At 71.4% G+C, this 1,306-nt stretch carries 1 protein-coding gene; it reads right to left on the reverse strand.

Annotated elements, in window-relative coordinates; translation table 11 throughout:
- Positions 1–1,306 (reverse strand): hypothetical protein (locus Q7W29_08535; GenBank protein ID MDO9171864.1); only part of this gene is annotated, 1,306 nt, incomplete at both ends.

Below are 1,306 nucleotides of genomic sequence, written 5' to 3' on the forward strand. Positions count from 1 at the left end.
GCGTGCCCTGCAGGTCGTAGATCTCCAGACGGACCGCGCCCTCGCGGGCCAGCTCGTACTGGATCTGCGTCTGCGGGTTGAACGGGTTGGGGTGGATGCCGACCAGCGCGGTCGTCGAGGGCGCCGGCGTGCCGTCGTCGACGCCGGTGGCCGAGACCGGCCCGATCGCCAGGTTGTAGGAGCCGGCGAGCGGCAGGTCCGCGCTGCCGCGCTTCCAGACCGCGAGGCAGTAGTAGCCGTCGGCCGGGACCGCGACGCTCAGGATTTCGTCCTGTCCGGGACCGCCCGCCCAGTAGGCGGTGGCCAGGCCCGAGGACTTGCCCTGATGGATCTGGTCGGCCGGGTGGAGGGTGAGGCCCCAGTCCACCGAGCTGCCCAGGTCGTCCAGCTGCACGCCGTACTGCCCGGCGACCAGGTAGAGCTCGTGCAGGTTGAGGATGCGGTCGGCCGGCAGCTCGTAGGAGCCGTAGACGCCGTCGGGGTAGGAGATCCAGCCGCTGGTGCCGACGGCCTCGGCGGTGTAGTTCTCGGTCCCGGCGAAGTTGACCACGCCCGCGTCGTAGGGCGCGGAGGCGGTCAGGTTGAAGTTCACCAGCACGTAGTCCGACTCGCCGCCCCACCAGTAGGAGCCGGCCAGGTTGTCGGCGAAGCCGTCCTTGGCCCCGCCGCTGGCGGCGTGCAGGCGCAGGTCGACGTCGCTGCCGGCGCCGGGCATGGTCGCCACGGCCCGCCAGAAGTTGCCCGTGTCGGTCATCCGCAGACCGTCGCAGTTGGGGTACAGGGGCTCGCCCGTGTTGACGTCGGTCCAGCCGCCGTAGGCGTCGGGCGGCGCCCAGCGGGTCACCGGCGTGGACAGCGTCAGGTCCAGCGGCGACCAGACCCACTGCTCGCCGTAGACGTTGTTGGTCTCGTGGATCTCCTCGTACTCCAGGGCTTCGTCCAGGCGCCAGGACAGCGCGTGGCGTCCGCCCCGGATGTCGAACGGGTAGCCCCAGTTGAACAGGCCGTTGCCGTAGCCGGGGAAGGCGCCCCACACCACCCAGGCGGCGAAGCCGCCGTCGAGGTAGATGTTGCCCGGCAGGGTGGCGGATCCGGTCGGGCTGGCGTTGGTCACCGCCATGTTGAAGTAGGTCGACGCCGAGTTGCCGGCCAGCAGCGTCGGCGCGGGGGTCGAACCGGGCGTCCCGTCGAAGGCCGCCCTCGGCACGATCGGCGCGTGCCAGCCGGCCGCCCACAGGGGCGTGAAGTCCGGCGGCGTGCGCTGGATCTCGATCGTGACGTCGATCGGCGCGGTGCCCTTGTTCCA

Source organism: bacterium (genome assembly GCA_030654305.1).
Classification (GTDB): domain Bacteria; phylum Krumholzibacteriota; class Krumholzibacteriia; order LZORAL124-64-63; family LZORAL124-64-63; genus PNOJ01.